Here is a 17,321-nt window from a genome sequence, read left to right as displayed (position 1 = left end):
GCGGATCGTCTCCCAGAGCATCCGCCTCGCCGGGCAGCCCACCTGGCCGCCCGTCACCCCACCACGGGGCCGTTCAATTCGTTCAGCCGGCGCGACGCACCGGCTGCTGGTACAGACCGGCGAACAGGTCGGCCATGGCGTCCTCGCTCGGCTCTTCCGGCGACTGCAGACTCACCGCGCGGCTGACCAGTTGGTGGCTGCGCGCAATCTGCAGATCATCCGGAATCTTCGGACCGTCCGCCAGATAGGCTACCGGGAGACGCTGGCCAATTGCCAGAGCAAGCGCCTCGCCGAGGCTGCCGGCTTCGTCCAGCTTGGTCAGGATGCACCCGGCCAGACCGCACACACGATAGTTCTGCCAGGCGGCCTTGAGCACCTGGCTCTGGCTGGTCGCGGCCAGCACCAGATAGTTCTTCACGTTCAGGCTCTGCGCCGCCAGGGCTTCGAGCTGCATGCGCAGCGCCGGATCGTTGGCCGGCAGGCCGGCGGTATCGATCAGCACCAGGCGCTTGCGCGCCAGCGGCGCCATGGCCTGAATCAGCGACTGGCCCGGATCGACCAGGGTTACCGGCACGTTGAGGATGCGACCGAGGGTCTTGATCTGCTCCTGCGCACCGATGCGGAAGCTGTCCATCGAGACCAGGGCGATGCTCTGCGCGCCGTACTTCAGCACGTAGCGGGCGGCAAGCTTGGCCAGGGTCGTCGTTTTGCCCATGCCGGCCGGGCCGACCAGCGCAACCACCCCGCCCTGCTCCAGCAGGTCGATTTCCGGGGCGTTGATGGAGCGCGCCAGGTGTGCCAGCAGCATGCGCCAGGCCTGCTTCGGCTCAGCGATGGAGGCGACTTTTTCCAGCAGGCTGCGCGACAGGTCAGCCGGCAGCCCCATGCGCTGCAGGCGGCGCCACAGGTTGGCCTGCCTCGGACGCTGGCTCTGCAACTGGTTCCAGGCGATGGAGCCCAGCTGCACTTCGATCAGTTCACGCAGGCCGTTGAGCTCGAAGCGCATGGCTTCCAGGGCCTGCTGGCCGACGTTGGCGGCAGCCGGTGCGACCGGCGCGGCCATGGCTTCGGCCAGGGTCTCGGCGGCGCTGCGGCGCGGCACCTCTGCGCCGTACATTTGACGGTCCTTGCGCACGGCCTCGCTCATGCGGGTCGGCTCGCTCAGCTCGGCCTTGGCCTGGGCGATCCGTGCCTGGGTCTTGCGCAGCTCGGCTTCCAGCGCCGGGTTCGGCTTGCTGGCCGCCGCCGGGGCCTGGTAGTCCAGCGCCGCGGTCAGCTCGACGCCGCCGGCGACACGGCGGTTGCCGATGATCGCGGCATCCGGGCCCAGCTCGTCACGGACCAGTTTCATGGCCTGACGCATATCGGCGGCGAAGAAGCGTTTTACCTGCATGGCCTGGGACCTCAATCAGTTCTGCCCAACGGTGGCGACGATCGTCACTTGTTTGTTATCCGGGATTTCCTGGTAAGCCAGCACGTGCATGGTGGGGACCGCCATCCGCGCGAATCGGGACATCATCGCGCGAACGGGACCAGCCACCAGCAGGATCGCCGGCTTGCCGAGCATTTCCTGGCGCTGCGCCGACTCGACCATCGAGCGTTGCAGCTTTTCCGCCATTCCGGGCTCCAGCAACATGCCGTCTTCGGAGCCCTGTCCGGCCTTCTGAAGACTATTGAGCAATATCTGTTCCAACCTGGGTTCCAGAGTGATCACGGGCAGCTCCGGCTCTAGTCCCACAATGGTTTGCACGATTGCGCGGGACAGCGAGACGCGAACTGCCGCCACCATGGCGGCGGGATCTTGACTCTTGGCGGCGACGTTGGCGATGGCCTCGGCAATGGTGCGGATGTCGCGCACCGGCACCTGCTCCTGCAGCAGCGCCTGCAGGACCTTGAGCAGGGTCGACAGGGAGATCATCCCCGGCACCAGTTCTTCCGCGAGCTTGGGCGAGGTCTTGGCCAGCAGCTGCATCAGTTGCTGAACTTCCTCGTGGCCGAGCAGCTCATGGGCGTGCTTGTGCAGCACCTGGTTCAGGTGGGTGGCGACCACGGTGCTGGCGTCGACCACGGTGTAGCCCAGGGACTGCGCCTGGTCGCGCTGCGAGGCCTCGATCCACACCGCCTCCAGGCCGAAGGCCGGGTCCTTGCCGGCGATGCCGTTGAGGGTGCCGAACACCTGGCCGGGGTTGATCGCCAGCTCGCGGTCCGGATAGATCTCGGCCTCGGCCACGCTGACGCCCATGAGCGTCAGGCGATAAGCGTTGGGCAGCAGGTCGAGGTTGTCGCGGATGTGCACCGAGGGCATCAGGAAGCCCAGGTCCTGGGACAGCTTCTTGCGCACGCCCTTGATCCGCGCCAGCAGCTGGCCACCCTGGTTGCGGTCCACCAGCGGGATCAGGCGGTAGCCGACTTCCAGGCCGACCAGGTCCACCGGGGTCACATCGTCCCAGCCCAGCTCCTTGGTTTCCTGGGCGCGCTGGGCCGGCAGCAGCTCCTGCTGGCGCTGGGTTTCCTGTTCGGCCTGCTGCGCCGCCTGGCGCTGGCGTTGCCAGATCAGCCAGGCGCCGCCGGCGGCCAGGGCTCCCAGGCCAACGAAGGAAATGTGCGGCATGCCCGGCACCAGGCCCATGGCGATCAGGATCGCGGCGGAGATGGCCAGCGCCTTGGGCGAAGCGAACATCTGCCGGTTGACCTGCTGGCCCATGTCCTCGGCGCTGGACACGCGGGTCACCATGATCGCCGCGGCGGTGGACAGCAGCAGCGACGGCAGTTGCGCCACCAGGCCGTCACCGATGGTCAGCAGGGCGTAGACCTTGCCGGCATCGCCGAAGCCCATCGAGTGCTGCAGCATGCCGATGGCGACGCCACCGATGAGGTTGATGAAGAGGATCAGCAGACCGGCGACGGCGTCACCACGGACGAACTTGCTGGCACCGTCCATGGAGCCGTAGAAGTCGGCTTCCTGGGCTACCTCGGCACGGCGCTTCTTGGCTTCAGCCTGCTCGATCAGGCCGGCGTTGAGGTCGGCGTCGATGGCCATCTGCTTGCCGGGCATGGCGTCGAGGGTGAAACGTGCGCTCACTTCGGAGATACGCCCGGCGCCCTTGGTGACCACCACGAAGTTGATGATCATGAGGATCGCGAAGACCACGATGCCGACCACGTAGTTACCGCCGATCACCACCTCGCCGAAGGCCTGGATCACCTTGCCCGCGGCGGCGTGGCCGTCATGGCCGTGGAGCAGTACCACGCGGGTGGAGGCGACGTTCAGCGCCAGGCGCAGCAGGGTCGCGACCAGCAGGATGGTCGGGAACACGGCGAAGTCCAGCGGACGCAGCGCGTACACGCAGACCAGCAGGACCACGATGGACAGGGCGATGTTGAAGGTGAACAGCACGTCCAGCAGGAACGGCGGGATCGGCAGGGTCATCATGCCCAGCATGGCCAGCAGCAGCAGCGGCACACCGAGATTGCCCCGGCCCAGGCCCGCCAGATTGCTGCGAACGTTGCTGATCAGTTGCGTGCGGTCCACCCTTGACTCCCCTGCCCTGCGACGGATCTTGCGCCCGCCCTATCAAACTTTTGACGCCCCAATGGGCGTTTGCAGGAGCTTTAGCAGGAAGCGTTCCAACTTTTTCGAATCGACGGAAATACCCGATCCAGAGCAGCCCGCAGGGCGTACTACCGTGCGCGGTTGTACGCCGCTACAGCGTGCCTGTGAGCAGCGCCCTGGCCGAGCCCGGAGCTATCTGCAACCAAGGCCAAGCGGCGTATAACGCGGAGCGTTCGTCTACCATCCCCCTGATGCGCCACCACCGCCGCTGGAGCCTCCGCCACCGGAATAGCCGCTGCTGCCACCGGAAGACGAGCTGCCGCCGCTGGAACCTGAGCCCGAACTGGCCGCCCAGCCCCTCATGAATGCGAGCAGCAGCGGGAAGTAAATCATCGGCAGCAGCGCCAGCGATTCCGGAAACTCGCCAAGATGTTCGACGATGCCAGTGAGGGTCATGACGAACGCGCAGATGGCCGAGGCCAGCGCCAGGCGAATGAAGAACTCCAGCCGGCTGCGCTTCCAGGCGGCATGGGCGAGGATGAACGGCAGGCAGAGCAGCGCCAGCCCCAGGGCCAGGGCGATGGGGCCGGCCAGACCGTAGAGCAGCACCTCGACGCCATATCGGCTGGCCGCCGCTGACAGGGCGACGATGTAGCCGACGATGGCGGCGACGATCCAGGCTGACTTGCGCGCCCCCGCCGCAATGGCGCCGACAGCGCAGCCCAGCGCCATGCTGATGGACACGGCCATGAAAAGTAACGGCACGCTCTTGAGACCGTCGCCGAACGCCAGCAGCACCATCAGCCCCGCCGACACACCCAGGACCCAACGGACAGCGAGCAGGTTACGACGCAGCGCCACGCCCGCCACCGCGCCACAGACCAGGGCGATCAGCAGCACCCAGCCTGCATGAGTCAGGCTACCGCCACGCCCCCATTCGGGCAGCGCTTCGCCGTCGATCAGGTGCTCCAGAACACCTACAGCACGTTCGATGCCACCGGAGAAGTCACCCTGGCGAAACGCCGGGGCCATCTCGTCGCGGATGATGCGACCGGCCGTGACATCAGGAATGGCGCCTTCCAGCCCATAGCCGACCTCGATACGCATCGTCCGGTCATCCTTGGCCACCAGCACCAGGCCCCATAGGCGGCTAAGACCAGGTGGAGGACGCCATAGACGCAGATGAAAAATGTAAGAACCAATACCAACGGAAGACTGAACTGCGACAGCCAATGGCCGCCACCGACGCCCACGACAGACACCAGCGCCCAGGCGAGAACCCAGACGGCAACGGCGAGGAGAAGCAGAGAAAGGACCAGATCCAGCGTGCAGAGAAACACGGCCCGCACGAAAAGAGGCATCACGGGGCGCAATACGAGATACGCCAGCATCAGAAACGGCAGGGACCACAAGGTAGCCACGCTCACCGCCAGCACGGCAATGGGAATGAGAGCGGCAATGCGATGATCGCGGACGGTGCTTTCCATGGCTTTCCTCAGTGCCTCCTGGCAGGGATGGGAGCCCGGATGCTAGTACAACGCAGCCCCCATGCACAGCCGACCCGGTCACTCGTCTCGCCGCAAATCCGGTGGAATCGGCAGGTCCGGCATCGGCCCCGGGCGCTTGCCCTTGCCGGCGCGGAACTGCTTGAGCTGGTAGACGTAGGCCAGTACCTGGGCGACGGCGAGGTAAAGGCCGGCGGGAATCTCGTGATCCAGTTCGGTGGAGTAGTACACCGCCCGCGCCAGCGCCGGTGACTCCAGCACCGTGATCTTGTGCTCCTGGGCCACCTCGCGGATCTTCAGCGCCATGAAGTCGTTGCCCTTGGCCAGCAGCCTGGGCGCGCCGGTTGCGCCCGGATCGTACTTGAGGGCGACGGCGAAGTGCGTCGGGTTGGTGATCACCACGTCGGCGTCCGGCACCGCCTGCATCATCCGCCGCTGCGCCATCTCGCGCTGCATCTGGCGGACCTTGGCCTTGACCTCCGGCTTGCCCTCGGAGTCCTTGTACTCGTCGCGCACTTCCTGCTTGGTCATCATCAGCTTCTGGCGGTTGTCCCAGAGCTGGTACGGCACGTCCACCGCGGCGATCAGCATCAGGCTGCAGGCCAGCCAGAAGGCACTCCAGCCGACCACCCTGGCGCAATGCACCAGCGCCTGCTCGGTGGGCTCGTGGGCCATCGCCAACAGGTCGTCCTTGTCCGACTGCAACACCATGATCGCCACGGCGAGCACCACGGTGAACTTGATCAGCGCCTTGAACAGCTCCAGCAGGGACTTGGCCGAGAACATCCGCTTGAGCCCTTCCAGCGGGTTCAGGCGGCTGAACTTGGGCGCCAGCGCCTCGCTGGAGAACAGCCAGCCGCCGAGCGCTATCGGCCCCAGCAGGGCCGCGACCAGCAGCAGCGCGAGGATCGGCCAGAGCCCTTCGCCAGCGATCTGCGCCGCGCTGGCCAGCAGCCGCAGCATGTTGTCGCTGTTCATCACCGTCTCGCGGGACAGCTCGAAGCTGCCGCGCATCAGGCGCATCAGCGCATCCGCCAGGCCCGCGCCGTAGATCAGCAGGCCGCCGGAGCCGGCGACGAGCACGGCAAGGGTGTTCAGCTCCCGCGAACGCGGCAGCTGCCCTTTCTCGCGCGCCTCCCGGCGCCGTTTCTCTGTGGGTTCCTCTGTCTTGTCCTGACCGCTCTCGCTTTCCGCCATCGCAGGCTACCTCGCTCGAACCAGGTCACGCAGCAGTTGCAGGCCTTCGCTGGCAAGGGACTGATACTGCGACAGAATGTCGGCGCTGCCGATCCAGACGATGATAAAGCCCATGATCAGGGTCAGCGGGAAGCCGATGGAGAAGATATTCAGCTGCGGCGCGGCGCGGGTCATGGCGCCGAAGGCCAGGTTGACCACCAGCAGCGCGGTGACCGCCGGCAGCGCCAGCAACAGCCCCGCGCCGATCACCCAGCCGAGCTTACCGGCGACGGTGATCATATGGTTACCCGACAGCCCCTCGCCCACCGGTAGGGTGACGAAGCTCTCGGCCAATACCTCGAACACCACCAGGTGGCCGTTCATGGCCAGGAACAGCAGGGTCACCAGCAGGGTGAAGAATTGCCCGAGCACCGGCACCGAGATGCCGTTGGTGGGGTCGACCATCGAGGCGAAGCCCAGGCCCATCTGCATGGAGATGATCTGCCCGGCGATGACGAAGGCATGGAACATCAGCTGCAGGGTGAAGCCGAGCATGGCGCCGATGAGGATCTGCTCGCCAATCAGCAGCATGGCCTTCGCGCTCAACGCGTCCACCTGCGGCATGGGCGGCAGGCTGGGCACCAGCACCACGGCGATCGCCACGGCCAGGTACAGGCGCACGCGGGTCGGCACCAGCTGGGTGCCGAAGATCGGCATCACCATCAGCAGCGCGGCGATGCGGAACAGCGGGAACAGGAAGGACCCGATCCAGCCGCCGATCTGCGCGTTGGTGAGCTCCAGCATCAGCCGATCAGCGTCGGGATGCTGCTGATCAGCGTCTGGGTGTACTCCATCAGCTGCCGTATCAGCCAGGGCCCCAGCACGATCAGGGTGAGCAGCACCACCAGCAGGCGCGGCAGGAAGCTCAGGGTCTGCTCGTTGATCTGGGTGGCAGCCTGGAACATCGCCACCACCAGGCCCACCAGCAGACTGGGCAGGATCAGGATGGCGACGATCATCGCCGTCAGCCAGAGCGCTTCACGAAACAGGTCTACTGCGACTTCGGGAGTCATGGTCGGTCCTCTTTCGCTGCCGCCCGCAGGAGCCGGCTCTTCGTAGGATGGCGTGGAGCGAAGCGATACCCATCGCTGTCCAGGCAAGCAACGCCGATGGGTATCGCAAGCTCCACCCATCCTACGCTGCGTTGTTTCTCGGCCCCCGCATACGCGAGGGCGACACCGGAGAGAGTGCGGACTCCCCCACCGTCATTCCCGCGAACGCGGGAAACCACTAGCGAGTGAGGCATCGCTACACCGTCCCGAAACTGCCGGCCAGGGTGCCGATGATCAACGCCCAGCCATCCACCAGCACGAACAGCATGATCTTGAACGGCAAGGAGATGATCAGCGGCGACAGCATCATCATGCCCATCGCCATCAGTACGCTGGAGACCACCAGGTCGATGATCAGGAACGGGATGAAGATCATGAAACCGATCTGGAACGCCGTCTTCAACTCCGAGGTGACGAATGCCGGGACCAGGATGGTCAGGGGCGTGGCGTCGGCGCTCTGGATGTCGGTGCGCTTGGACAGGCGCACGAACAGCTCCAGGTCCGACTGCCGGGTCTGCGCCAGCATGAAGGCTTTCAGCGGCACCTCGGCGCGGCTGAGCGCCTCCTGCGCCGGAATCTGCTCGTTGAGATAGGGCTGCAGCGCATTGGCGTTGATCTTGTCGAACACCGGCGCCATGACGAACATCGTCAGGAACAGCGCCAAGCCGATCAGCACCTGGTTCGACGGCGTGCTCTGCAGGCCCAGCGCCTGGCGCAGGATGGAGAAGACGATGATGATCCGGGTGAAGCTGGTCATCAGCATGACGAACGCCGGGATGAAGCTCAGCGCGGTCATGATCAGCAGGATCTGCAGGCTGACCGAGTACTCCTGCTGACCCTGCGCGTTGGTGGTCACGGTGATCGCCGAGATCTGCGTCGGATCGGCGGCGAAGGCCTGCGGCACCATCAGTGCCAGAAGGCCCAGAAGCCACGGCGCACAACGCTTGAGTGCGCCGAGCAGAGCGGAAAGATTTGGCGAACGGGTCACTGCGGGCGGCCCTTGTCCTTGTTCAGCAACTCCAGCAGGCGCTGGGCGAATTCCGGCTGCGCCGGCTCCGATTCGGCGGCATGCACCGGCTGGCGCATGACGTGCAGCGGGGTGATGCGGCCAGGGGTCAAGCCGAGCAGGATCTGCTCCTCGCCCACCTGCACCAGCACCAGCCGATCACGCGGGCCGAGGGCCTGGCTGGACACCAGGCGGATCGCCTGGTTGCTGCGCGGGCCGACCTGCTGCACGCGGCGCACCAGCCAGGCGAGCAGGAAGATCAGGCCGACCACCAGCACCAGGCCCAGCAGCAGTTGCAGCAACTGCGCGCCGGCGCTGCCGGTGATCATGCTGGGCGCGGAGCTGGCGTGGACAATGGCGGGCGTGGACACCGGCGCCACGCCGTCCTCGCCGAAGGCCAGCGCGGACAATCCCGCCAGAGGCAGTGCATTGAGGATCGCGGACAGGCGGCCCATGTCAGCGCAGCTTCTTGATGCGTTCGCTGGGACTGATCACGTCGGTGAGGCGGATGCCGAACTTTTCGTTCACCACCACCACTTCGCCGTGAGCGATCAGCGTGCCGTTGACCAGCACGTCCAGCGGCTCGCCGGCCAGGCGATCGAGCTCGATCACCGAGCCCTGGTTGAGCTGCAGCAGGTTGCGGATGCTGATGTCGGTGTTGCCCACCTCCATGGAAATGGTCACCGGGATATCCAGGATCACGTCCAGGTTCGGCCCTTCGAGGCCGGCGATAGTCGGCGCCTTGGGCGCCATGCCGAACTCCTCCATCGGTGCGCGCGGCGCGGCCGGTGCCACCGGAGTGGCGCCGCCCTGGGCCATCAGTGCGTCGATGTCGTCCTGGTTGGCGTCGCCCGACTCTGAGAGTGCGGCGGCCCATTCATCGGCCAGGGCCTGTTCTTCGGGAGTCACGTTATCTTCGTCTGCCATGGTGGGTCCTCTTGCTCAGCGCGGGCGCTCGAGCGGATCGAGAATCTGCAAGGCCAGGTTGCCCTTGTGCGAACCCAGCTTGACCTTGAAGGAAGGCACGCCATTGGCGCGCATGATCATGTGTTCGGGCAGCTCCACCGGGATCACGTCGCCCGGCTGCATGTGCAGGATGTCCCGCAGCTTGAGCTGGCGGCGCACGACGGTGGCGCCCAGCGGCACGCTGACGTCGAGGATGTCTTCGCGCAGGGCGTTGATCCAGCGCTCGTCCTGGTCGTCCACGTCGGACTGGAAGCCGGCATCGAGCATCTCGCGGATCGGCTCGATCATCGAATACGGCAGGGTGATGTGCAGGTCGCCGCCGCCGCCGTCGAGCTCGATGTGGAAGGTGGAAACCACCACCACTTCGCTGGGGCTGACGATGTTGGCCATCGCCGGGTTCACTTCGGAGTTCACGTACTCGAAGGTGATCGGCATCACCGCGTGCCAGGCTTCGGCGAGGTCGACGAAGGCCTGCTCGATGACCATGCGCACCACCCGCAGCTCGGTGGGGGTGAACTCGCGGCCCTCGATCTTGGCGTGACGACCGTCGCCACCGAAGAAGTTGTCCACCAGCTTGAACACCAGCTTGGCGTCGAGGATGAACAGGCCGGTGCCGCGCAGCGGTTTCATCTTCACCAGGTTGAGGCTGGTGGGTACGTACAGCGAGTGCACGTACTCGCCGAACTTCATCACCTGCACGCCACCCACGGCGACATCCGCCGAGCGGCGCAGCAGGTTGAACATGCTGATGCGGGTGTAACGGGCGAAGCGCTCGTTGATCATCTCCAGGGTCGGCATGCGCCCCCGAACGATGCGGTCCTGGCTGGTCAGGTCGTAGGACTTGATCGCCCCCGGCTCGACGTCGGACTCGGTTTCCACGAGGCCGTCGTCGACGCCGTGCAGCAACGCGTCGATTTCGTCCTGGGAAAGTAGATCCTGCATGGCCATGGCGGGTACCTACTGCAATACGAAGTTGGTGAAAAGCACTTGCTCTACGGTCAACTGACCGGTGGCCTTCTTCGCCAGTTCCTGAAGGCTGGAGGTCGCCTGCTGGCGCAGCATTTCCTTGCCCACCGGGGTCACCAGCGTGTCGAAATTCTGGCTGGAGAACAGCATCACCAGCTGGTTGCGCACCAGCGGCATCTGCTCGCGCAGCGCATCCATCTGTGCCTGGTCGCGGCCCATCAGCGCCACCGCTACCTGAAGGTAACGCTGGCGACCGTTCTGATTGAAGTTGACCACGAAGGACGGCGCGAGGATTTCGTAGATCGCCTGTTTCTTGGTCGGCGCAGCGCCCTCCTCGGGCTTCGCCGCAGCCTCGGCGGCGGGCTTGGCATTCTTGCTGAGGAAGAACCAGGTACCGCCGACCGACAGTCCCACCGCCAGCAGGAATGCCAGGGCGATGAGAATGATGAGCTTCAGTTTGCCCTTGCCTGGGGCCTGTCCATCTGGGAAGGGAGGCGTCTGATCTTTCTTGGCCATGCCAAATATCCGTCACTTTTCCGGCGCGATGCGCAGATACCGGGGGTAGGAGCAAGGGCTGTGCCAGTTTGCAATTGTCGAACTGGCGCCGCCGCGGATATTACAGGCTGGACGGCGGATGTCACGGGGCGGGGAGAGAAATTTCCGAGGCACGGGGACCGATCAGGAGGTTCGGCGATGCCCCGCAGACAACGACCCAATGTCTCCTCGGACCGACACCAGGTGAGCATGACCTGTAGGAGCGAGCTTGCTCGCGAACCACCCGGTACCGAGGCAGCCGGGGAAGTCCGTTCGCGAGCAAGCGCGCTCCTACAAAAAAGCGCTTGGCTCAGGCGTAGTAATCCACCAGTCCCCTGCCCTGCGCCGCCGTCTGCGGACGGATCTCGGAGACTCCGCTAACCATTGGCTCGTCCTCTGCCCCCTCGGAACGCCCGGCGCGCCGGGAGCCGCCGCGCTCGTCACCGCCCTGTTGCTGCCAGCCACGGGGGGACTGGTCGGAGACGTTGACGTTCAACTGGCCCATGCCCTGCTGGCTGAACATCTCGCGCAGGCGGTGCTGCTGGCTGTCGAGCGCTTCACGCACGCCGGCGTTGGCGCTGATGAAATTCACCTGGGTCTGGTCGGCGCTCATGTGGATGCGAACCTCCAACCGACCGAGGTCAGCCGGGTCCATCTGGATCTCGGCGCTCTTCAGGTTCTGCGAGGACATCCACATCACCCGGTCAACCACCTGGTCGGTCCAGCCGTTCTGCTGCACCGATACCGGCTGCCCCGGTACCAGCGGATTGACCGGGCGGCTGGTCAGGGCCTGCGGCGTGTTGAGCGCCTGGGTCAGCGACTCCAGCCGTGCGGCGAAGGACTCGTTGCGCGGCGCCTCGGGCTTGGCCTCGGCCTGAAGCTCCGGCAACTGCTGGCTCAGGTCCGTGCTGGCCTGCAGGGCACCTTCGGCCAGCTTGCCCTCGGCCGTCTTGGCCGCCGCATCCGGAGTCAGCGCCGAGAGCATCGCCGACAGGTCGGCCTTGGCGCTGCCGTCCACCGGCTTGTCACCGGCCTTGGCCGCCACGTCACCGGCCACCTGGGTCTGCTGGACCTGCTGGGCCTGGTCCTGGGCGCCCTGACCGAGGGCCATGTTCACGCCCGGCAGCGCGTTGAGTTTTTCCAGATCGCCGTCCGTGCTGGCGGCGGTCTTCTGGCCAATGCCGCTGCTGATCACCAGCGGCGGCGCCTCGCTGGCCGGCGCCGGCAGCTGTCCGGTCATGCCCAGCATCAGCAGCGGATCAAGGGTCGCCTCGGGCTTCTCGTCGCCCTCGGCCACCTTGGCCTCGCCGTCGGCCGGCAAGGCCTTGCCGTCTTCGGCAACCGCTGGCTTGTCGGTGGCAGCGGCGTCCTTGGCGTCGCCGGCCTTGGCATCCTTGTCGGAAGCGTCCTTGGCCTTCTCGGTCTTGGGTTTTGCCGCCTTGTCCGGGCGCTCGCTGGCCGCCGGACGCTGCTCCTGGGCATAGACGTCGGCAAAGCTGGAACCCTTGTCGTTGGCGGCGTCGGGCGAATTCTGTGCAGGCTTGGAGACCGCCGCTTTGGGCCTGGGATCAGGCGTAGGCGTCAATAAAATATCCGGGGCGACAGCCATCGGAGTGCTCCGTTGATGTGAATATCCATCTCGGAGATAGCAAGGGGCGGGCCAATTCGCCTTTCAATCCAATCTGGCGGAAAAGGTCAGGCGCGACTGGCCTGCAGCAGGGTGCGAACAATGAAGAACTCGTGCTCGACCTTCGCGATCAGCCCTTGGGCGGCAGCCAGGTCATTGTGCCGGGCGGCTTCTTCGAGCTGCTTGCACAGGCCGCTCAGCACGGCGGCGCCCATGTTCCCGCAGCTGCCCTTGAAGCTGTGCGCGGCGTGGCGCAGCGCGGTGCCGTCGGCGGCGGCGAAGGCCGCACGGATGCTGCGCAGGCGCTCCTCGGAGTCGCTCAGGAAGGTTTCCACCAGCAAGGGGTACTCGTCTTCCATGATCGACAGCAGGTTGCTCTGCACGGCTTCATCGAGATGCGGCACGGACATTCGGCACTCCCGGTAGGTCGGCTCGCCACGAGGCTGGATGGCAAGCGAAGGCCGGATTATGCCTGAGCCGACCAGAAGAACTCCACGCAGACCGATTTGCCATCGGCCGACCACTGGCAACGGTCAGTCAGTTGCCGCACCAGCGCCAGACCGCGTCCACAGAGGCTGCCGGCGGCACGCTGGGACGCCAGCACCGCGCCGACATCGAAGCCGTCGCCACTGTCCTCCACCCGCACCAGCAGGCGTCCACCGTCGCCATGGGGCGCGAGGTCAAGGTGGAAGCGCACGTAGCCATCACGCAGCTGTGCCAGGCGCTGGCTGCGCTGCTGGTAATAGCGGGCGAAACCGTCGGCATCGCACTTGAGCGAGGAGTCCAGGCCCATCACGCCGTGCTCCAGGGCATTGGAATACAACTCGGCGAGCACGGTATAGAGCGCGCCACCCTTGGGCCGCAGGTCCTGCACTTCCATCAGCAACTGCAGCAGGAACGGCAGCGGGTTGAAATGCCGCAGGGTCGGCGCGCGGAATTCGAAGCTCGCGGACCAGTCCAGCGGGCTGCTCAGGCCACTGTCGGAAAAAGCTAGAGGCGGCCGCTGCAGCGAATGCTCCGGCACCAGCACGACCTCCAGCATGCTGACGTCGTCCTGCGCCTCGCCACGGAAGCGCGCCAGCGCCGACTGGATGCCATCGAACAGGCGCGCCGGGTCAGGTTCGCTCTCGTAGACCTCGCGCAGGCGCTGCTCGCCGAACATCTCGCCCGCGACGTTGCGCGCCTCGGTCACGCCATCGGAGAAGAGGAATACGCGGTCGCCCTCCTCCATGGCATACACCTCGAAATGCTCGTTGAACGAGGCCGCATCGAGGATGCCCAGCGGCAGGTGGCGCGACACCAGCGGCAGCGCTTCGCGCTTGTCCTGGCGCAGCAGGTAGCCGTTGGGCAACCCGCCGTTCCACACCTCGACCAGGCCTCGCTGGAAGCTCAGGTTGAGCATGGTCGCGCAGCAGAACACGCCCACCGGCAGGATGCGCTTGAGCTTGGCGTTCATCTCGCGAAGGATGTCCACCATGGGGTAACCCTTGGCGGTCATGCCATAGAACACCTCGGCCAGCGGCATGGCGCCGATGGCCGCCGGCAGGCCGTGACCGGTGAAGTCGCCGAGCAGCACGTGCATGCCGCCGGAGGGTTTGAACGCGGCCAGCAGCAAGTCACCGTTGAACAGCGCGAAGGGCGATTGCAGGTAGCGGATGTTCGCCGCGTTGAGGCAGCCCGAGTGCGCCACCTTGTCGAACACCGCCTTGGCCACGCGTTGCTCGTTGAGCAGGTGCTCGTTGTGCCGGGCGATCAGGTCGCGCTGCTCCAGCACCATCCGCTGCAGGTGGTGCAGGCGCCCCATGGCGCGGATCTTGGCTTCGAGGATGACCCGGTTGTAGGGCTTGGAAAGGAAATCGTCGCCCCCCGCCTCCAGGCTCTGCACCAGCGCCTCGGTTTCGCTCAGCGAGGTGAGGAAGATGATCGGCACCAGCTCCTCGCCGGCTTGCCGGCGAATCCGCCGCGCCGCTTCGAAGCCGTCCATCACCGGCATCAGCGCATCCATCAGCACCAGTTGCGGTCGCTCCTGGGCGAACAACGCCAGGGCTTCCAGGCCGTTGGACGCGGTGACCACCCGATGCCCCTGGCGGCTGACGATGGTGGACAGCAGAAGGCGGTCGGCGGCGTTGTCGTCGGCGATCAGGACCGTGAGGAAATCCGCCATGGCCGCTCTCGGAGGAAGGACTGTCGTCAGCTGATCTTGAACAGCTGTTCGAAGTTGGAGATGGCGAGAATCTTGCGCACGTCCGCGTTGCAGTGCTCCAGGCTGACCTGCGCGTTCTCGCCGCCGGCGTGGTCGCGCAGCAGGAGCAGCATGCCCAGCGCCGAACTGTCCAGGTAGGTGGCGCCCTTGAGGTCGACCACATAGCGCTTGGGCGTGGTATCGACGCGCTCGTAGGCGTCGCGGAATTCCTGGTGCGCACCGAAATCGAAACGGCCCTGGACCACGATGGTCAGTTCCTGCCCGTCAGCGGAGGGAACGGAAGTAATGGCCATGGGATTCTCCTTATCGATGATGGCACGCACGAGATTTCAGATGTAGCAGCAAGTCATGACAGCGGCAACCTCGGCGGCTGTTGGAACGCCATCACCGGGCCACTTCGAATTTCTGCCAAATGGACCACCGGCCCCCCACGGCAAGGCAAATGCCGTTACCCTTTTTCGGTGCGCAATACCGGCCGAGGCTCACCAGAGCTCTGCGCCGGGTCGCACCCGGCAATGGAGAGGGAGCATGTACAAGTCCATTCTCATCGTGGCCTGCGCTGTCTGTACGGTGCCGGTCGCAACCGCCCAGGTGATGCAACGCGAACTGGGCGACTTCGAGCTGAAACTCGCCAACTCCCCCACTCGCAGCATGGCCCAGGGGCTCGTTCAGCCCGGCCAGACGAACAGCGCCCAGGGCGGCGTGGACATCAGCCACCCCACTGGCTGGTACGTCGGCAGCTGGACCTCGAACCTGGAACAGGAAAGACCGCTGGAGATCGACACCTATGCGGGCTTCAAGCACCCGCTGGGCAGCGGCAAGCTGGGCTACGAACTGGGCACCCTGCGCTACACCCGCCCCGAACAGCCGGACTTCGACAGCCAGGCGCTGTATGGCGGCCTCTCGGTATTCGGCAGCCGCCTCGGCGCGGCCTACAGCAGCCAGGGCGGGCGCAGCAGCGCCACGCTGTTCACCGACCTGGGCCTGGAGCAGGACGTGGGTTTCGACCTGTCCTTCAAGTACTCCACCTACAACCTCGCCGCGCCGGCCAGCCTGAGCGGTGGCGGCAGCGTCAGCGGTTTCGGCGACTGGTCGGTGAACCTCAGCCGCCCCTGGCTGGGCATCGACCTGAACTTCTCCTACAGCGGCAGCAGCCTGACCGGCAGCGATTGCAGCGCCTATTCCGGACACAACGCCTATTGCGATACGGCGGTGATGCTCAAGGCTTCGAAGCCGCTGTTCTGAGACGCCCTACCCGATCAACCCCGCCCCCAGGTTGATCGCCAGGCCCAGGATTGCCGTGTTGAACAGGAAGCCGATCACCGAGTGGGCCAGCACCACCTTGCGCATGGCCCGCGAGGCGACCGACACGTCGGAGGTCTGCACCGCCACGCTCAGGGTGAAGGAGAAGTAGAGGAAGTCCCAGTAATCCGGGCACTTCTCCCCGTCCGGAAAACGCAGCACCGGTTCACCTTCGCTGGAGGCGTAGAACATTCGCGCATAGTGCATGGTGAACACCATGCCGATGAGGAACCAGGAGCCCAGCACGGTGCTGGCGGTGAAGGCATAGCGCCAGAGTTTTTCGCCACCGTCGGCGTGACCGGCGGCGGCCAATTCGAAGACGATCGCCACCAGGCTGGCCAGCGCCGCGACGCTGATCAGCACCAGTACCGCCTCGGCGTTCTCGTCCTCGATCTCGGCCAGGCGCCGCACTTCCTGCGGGTCGGCGCGCCAGGCCAGCCAGGCGATCAGCAGGACGTACAGCCAGGCCATGCAGTTCCAGCCCACCAACACCCGGATCATCGGCTCCAGGCGGTAACAGGCCAGCGCCACCAGCAGGCCGCCGGTGCAGGCGGCGATCAGGCGCGGGTGCGCGCTGAAAAGTGTCCGATTCAAGCGCAGCATGAGGCTCGCTCCATCAGCATCACGTCGCCGTCATGGGAATGGACCGGCGCCGCGCCCTCGCCGTCCCACCAGCGCATCACCCGCGATCCGGCCTGCTCTTCCGCCTCGAAGGCGACCTGGATCATCGCCGCACGGCCCTGCCAGCGGACCGGCAACAGATGGCTGCTGTGGGTGACGATGGGCTCGCCTTCCGGGGTGAGGTTCCACAGGCGCAGGTAGCGGGAAAAGTCGGGCGTGGACGGCGGCGGGACAGGCATGGAGCAGGCATTCCGGTCGAAGGTCAGTCTGCAGACTAGCACGCACCCACGATCAGTCCGGCGAAGGCCTCAGGCGCTGAGCGAACTCGTCGAGCTGTTTCTGCTCGTACTTGTCGGCTGCCGCGCGCGCCTCCTCGCGGTAGCGTTCCACCAGCTTGCGCAGGCCTTCCAGGCGGGTGTACTTCTCCTGCCAGGCGGCACGGGCCTTGTCGACGCTGCCCTGGTGCCAGTCCACGGCGCGGTTCTGCTGTTCGACGGCGGTTTCCAGCTGCGAAAGGAAGCGCTGGTAGTTGATCAGCCATTGCCCTGTGACGCCCTGCTGACCATTGCGAATCCATTGCTGCTGGTAGTCCAGGCGATAACGCTCCAGCTCGGCGAGCTTGCGCTGTGCCTGCACCAGCTGGTTCTGCACCAGACCGAGCTGGCGCGCGGATTCGCGTTCGGCCTTGAGGGCCATGTCCACCACCGGCGCGAGGCGTTCGGCGCGGCGGTTCATGGCCGGCCCCTACGG

The 17,321-nt window shown here is 65.8% G+C and carries 20 protein-coding genes; 1 reads left to right on the top strand and 19 read right to left on the bottom strand.

The genetic code is table 11. The features are described 5' to 3' along the window. Positions 1-82: 82 nt before the first annotated feature. The 16 genes from flhF to GA645_RS09125 all read right to left on the bottom strand — a co-directional run bounded on the left by flhF (position 83) and on the right by GA645_RS09125 (position 14,941). A complete protein-coding gene (gene flhF, locus GA645_RS09205; protein ID WP_152222020.1) occupies positions 83-1,393 on the bottom strand; it encodes a flagellar biosynthesis protein FlhF in 1,311 nt (436 codons plus the stop codon). Between the two features lie 15 nt (positions 1,394-1,408). Next, entirely contained in the window at positions 1,409-3,532 is a 2,124-nt protein-coding gene (gene flhA, locus GA645_RS09200) for a flagellar biosynthesis protein FlhA (RefSeq protein ID WP_152222018.1), read from the bottom strand. A 258-nt stretch (positions 3,533-3,790) separates the two neighbouring features. Then, positions 3,791-4,636, bottom strand: a complete 846-nt coding sequence (locus GA645_RS28775; protein ID WP_256676179.1) for a YgcG family protein — start codon at positions 4,634-4,636, stop codon at positions 3,791-3,793. After that, a complete protein-coding gene (locus tag GA645_RS29005) occupies positions 4,531-5,040 on the bottom strand; it encodes a hypothetical protein (RefSeq protein ID WP_152222015.1) in 510 nt (169 codons plus the stop codon). Before GA645_RS29005 ends, GA645_RS28775 begins: the two co-directional genes overlap by 106 nt. 78 nt (positions 5,041-5,118) lie before the next feature. Beyond that, positions 5,119-6,255 carry a flagellar biosynthesis protein FlhB gene (gene flhB, locus GA645_RS09185; protein ID WP_152222013.1) on the bottom strand — a complete coding sequence of 379 codons (1,137 nt, stop codon included), beginning with the start codon at positions 6,253-6,255 and terminating at the stop codon, positions 5,119-5,121. A 6-nt stretch (positions 6,256-6,261) separates the two neighbouring features. Next, positions 6,262-7,038, bottom strand: coding sequence for a flagellar biosynthetic protein FliR (gene fliR / locus GA645_RS09180; protein ID WP_152222011.1), 777 nt, complete (start codon positions 7,036-7,038; stop codon positions 6,262-6,264). Beyond that, positions 7,038-7,307 (bottom strand): flagellar biosynthesis protein FliQ, encoded by a 270-nt coding sequence (gene fliQ, locus GA645_RS09175; RefSeq protein ID WP_152222009.1) that lies wholly within the window; start codon positions 7,305-7,307, stop codon positions 7,038-7,040. Before fliQ ends, fliR begins: the two co-directional genes overlap by 1 nt. Before the next feature lie 235 nt (positions 7,308-7,542). Beyond that, entirely contained in the window at positions 7,543-8,253 is a 711-nt protein-coding gene (gene fliP, locus GA645_RS09170; RefSeq protein WP_256676178.1) for a flagellar type III secretion system pore protein FliP, read from the bottom strand. Positions 8,254-8,330: 77 nt separating this feature from the next. Further along, positions 8,331-8,807, bottom strand: coding sequence for a flagellar biosynthetic protein FliO (fliO, locus tag GA645_RS09165; protein ID WP_152222006.1), 477 nt, complete (start codon positions 8,805-8,807; stop codon positions 8,331-8,333). Between the two features lies 1 nt (position 8,808). After that, on the bottom strand, positions 8,809-9,279 hold the full coding sequence (gene fliN / locus GA645_RS09160; RefSeq protein ID WP_152222004.1) for a flagellar motor switch protein FliN: 471 nt from the start codon (positions 9,277-9,279) through the stop codon (positions 8,809-8,811). Between the two features lie 15 nt (positions 9,280-9,294). Continuing rightward, positions 9,295-10,266 carry a flagellar motor switch protein FliM gene (gene fliM / locus GA645_RS09155; protein ID WP_152222002.1) on the bottom strand — a complete coding sequence of 324 codons (972 nt, stop codon included), beginning with the start codon at positions 10,264-10,266 and terminating at the stop codon, positions 9,295-9,297. 9 nt (positions 10,267-10,275) lie between these two features. Further along, positions 10,276-10,800, bottom strand: coding sequence for a flagellar basal body-associated protein FliL (gene fliL / locus GA645_RS09150; protein WP_152222000.1), 525 nt, complete (start codon positions 10,798-10,800; stop codon positions 10,276-10,278). Positions 10,801-11,128: 328 nt separating this feature from the next. Next, entirely contained in the window at positions 11,129-12,427 is a 1,299-nt protein-coding gene (locus tag GA645_RS09140; RefSeq protein WP_152221998.1) for a flagellar hook-length control protein FliK, read from the bottom strand. An 86-nt stretch (positions 12,428-12,513) separates the two neighbouring features. Then, positions 12,514-12,855 (bottom strand): Hpt domain-containing protein, encoded by a 342-nt coding sequence (locus GA645_RS09135; RefSeq protein WP_152221996.1) that lies wholly within the window; start codon positions 12,853-12,855, stop codon positions 12,514-12,516. A 56-nt stretch (positions 12,856-12,911) separates the two neighbouring features. Beyond that, entirely contained in the window at positions 12,912-14,609 is a 1,698-nt protein-coding gene (locus tag GA645_RS09130) for a fused response regulator/phosphatase (RefSeq protein WP_152221994.1), read from the bottom strand. Between the two features lie 26 nt (positions 14,610-14,635). Further along, positions 14,636-14,941, bottom strand: a complete 306-nt coding sequence (locus GA645_RS09125) for an STAS domain-containing protein (protein WP_152221992.1) — start codon at positions 14,939-14,941, stop codon at positions 14,636-14,638. A 235-nt stretch (positions 14,942-15,176) separates the two neighbouring features. Here GA645_RS09125 and GA645_RS09120 point away from each other — a divergent pair, with 235 nt between their 5' ends. Next, positions 15,177-15,893, top strand: a complete 717-nt coding sequence (locus GA645_RS09120) for a TorF family putative porin (RefSeq protein ID WP_152221990.1) — start codon at positions 15,177-15,179, stop codon at positions 15,891-15,893. A 6-nt stretch (positions 15,894-15,899) separates the two neighbouring features. Here GA645_RS09120 and GA645_RS09115 read toward each other — a convergent pair whose 3' ends face one another. Genes GA645_RS09115 through fliJ form a run of 3 tightly spaced genes read right to left on the bottom strand, consistent with a single transcriptional unit; the run spans position 15,900 to position 17,306 of the window. Next, a complete protein-coding gene (locus GA645_RS09115; protein ID WP_152221989.1) occupies positions 15,900-16,553 on the bottom strand; it encodes a DUF1345 domain-containing protein in 654 nt (217 codons plus the stop codon). Then, positions 16,541-16,810 carry an aminoglycoside phosphotransferase family protein gene (locus GA645_RS09110; protein WP_152221986.1) on the bottom strand — a complete coding sequence of 90 codons (270 nt, stop codon included), beginning with the start codon at positions 16,808-16,810 and terminating at the stop codon, positions 16,541-16,543. The genes GA645_RS09115 and GA645_RS09110 overlap by 13 nt, the downstream gene beginning before the upstream one ends. Before the next feature lie 52 nt (positions 16,811-16,862). Continuing rightward, a complete protein-coding gene (fliJ, locus tag GA645_RS09105; protein ID WP_152221984.1) occupies positions 16,863-17,306 on the bottom strand; it encodes a flagellar export protein FliJ in 444 nt (147 codons plus the stop codon). Positions 17,307-17,321 lie beyond the last annotated feature (15 nt).

The organism is Pseudomonas sp. SCB32, assembly GCF_009189165.1.
Lineage (GTDB): Bacteria > Pseudomonadota > Gammaproteobacteria > Pseudomonadales > Pseudomonadaceae > Pseudomonas.
The sequence above is the reverse complement of the archived record's forward strand: the minus strand, read 5'-3'. Positions and strand labels throughout refer to the sequence as shown.

What these genes read in the sequence shown, in the direction of transcription:
- fliJ (WP_152221984.1), bottom strand. Translation starts at nt 17,306, where the DNA reads ATGAACCGCCGCGCCGAACGCCTCGCGCCGGTGGTGGACATGGCCCTC.
- fliP (WP_256676178.1), bottom strand. Translation starts at nt 8,253, where the DNA reads ATGGTGCCGCAGGCCTTCGCCGCCGATCCGACGCAGATCTCGGCGATC.
- flhB (WP_152222013.1), bottom strand. Translation starts at nt 6,255, where the DNA reads ATGGCGGAAAGCGAGAGCGGTCAGGACAAGACAGAGGAACCCACAGAG.
- fliM (WP_152222002.1), bottom strand. Translation starts at nt 10,266, where the DNA reads ATGGCCATGCAGGATCTACTTTCCCAGGACGAAATCGACGCGTTGCTG.
- GA645_RS09135 (WP_152221996.1), bottom strand. Translation starts at nt 12,855, where the DNA reads ATGTCCGTGCCGCATCTCGATGAAGCCGTGCAGAGCAACCTGCTGTCG.
- GA645_RS09130 (WP_152221994.1), bottom strand. Translation starts at nt 14,609, where the DNA reads ATGGCGGATTTCCTCACGGTCCTGATCGCCGACGACAACGCCGCCGAC.
- GA645_RS09115 (WP_152221989.1), bottom strand. Translation starts at nt 16,553, where the DNA reads ATGCTGCGCTTGAATCGGACACTTTTCAGCGCGCACCCGCGCCTGATC.
- flhF (WP_152222020.1), bottom strand. Translation starts at nt 1,393, where the DNA reads ATGCAGGTAAAACGCTTCTTCGCCGCCGATATGCGTCAGGCCATGAAA.
- fliO (WP_152222006.1), bottom strand. Translation starts at nt 8,807, where the DNA reads ATGGGCCGCCTGTCCGCGATCCTCAATGCACTGCCTCTGGCGGGATTG.
- GA645_RS09125 (WP_152221992.1), bottom strand. Translation starts at nt 14,941, where the DNA reads ATGGCCATTACTTCCGTTCCCTCCGCTGACGGGCAGGAACTGACCATC.
- GA645_RS09140 (WP_152221998.1), bottom strand. Translation starts at nt 12,427, where the DNA reads ATGGCTGTCGCCCCGGATATTTTATTGACGCCTACGCCTGATCCCAGG.
- fliR (WP_152222011.1), bottom strand. Translation starts at nt 7,038, where the DNA reads ATGCTGGAGCTCACCAACGCGCAGATCGGCGGCTGGATCGGGTCCTTC.
- GA645_RS29005 (WP_152222015.1), bottom strand. Translation starts at nt 5,040, where the DNA reads ATGGAAAGCACCGTCCGCGATCATCGCATTGCCGCTCTCATTCCCATT.
- fliQ (WP_152222009.1), bottom strand. Translation starts at nt 7,307, where the DNA reads ATGACTCCCGAAGTCGCAGTAGACCTGTTTCGTGAAGCGCTCTGGCTG.
- GA645_RS09110 (WP_152221986.1), bottom strand. Translation starts at nt 16,810, where the DNA reads ATGCCTGTCCCGCCGCCGTCCACGCCCGACTTTTCCCGCTACCTGCGC.
- fliN (WP_152222004.1), bottom strand. Translation starts at nt 9,279, where the DNA reads ATGGCAGACGAAGATAACGTGACTCCCGAAGAACAGGCCCTGGCCGAT.
- GA645_RS09120 (WP_152221990.1), top strand. Translation starts at nt 15,177, where the DNA reads ATGTACAAGTCCATTCTCATCGTGGCCTGCGCTGTCTGTACGGTGCCG.
- fliL (WP_152222000.1), bottom strand. Translation starts at nt 10,800, where the DNA reads ATGGCCAAGAAAGATCAGACGCCTCCCTTCCCAGATGGACAGGCCCCA.